General features: G+C 39.7%; 1 protein-coding gene. It reads right to left on the bottom strand.

Going from position 1 to position 242, the window contains the following annotated elements; all coding sequences use genetic code 11:
- On the bottom strand, window positions 1-242 hold a 242-nt coding region (locus tag AC4IF5_RS20465; RefSeq protein ID WP_490737802.1), incomplete at both ends, for an aminotransferase class III-fold pyridoxal phosphate-dependent enzyme.

Raw genomic sequence — 242 nt, 5'->3', positions numbered from 1 at the left:
AAATCAGAATGACCGTGGTAACAACCAGCGAATTTCATAATTTTTGTGCGGCCTGTGTAAGCACGAGCAACACGAATTGTTGTCATTACTGATTCAGTACCAGAGTTTACGAAGCGGACTTTATCTAATGCAGGCATTGCTTCTTTTAACATTTTTGCAAATTTTACTTCTAGCGCTGTTGGTGTTCCATAAAGTACACCATTTTCAGCAGCTGTTGTAATTGCTTTTGTAATGTGCGGGTG

The sequence above is a fragment of the Chryseobacterium sp. UF-290 genome (assembly GCF_058245615.1).
Note: the sequence above shows the minus strand (reverse complement) of the source record. Positions and strands in the feature narration are given on the sequence as shown.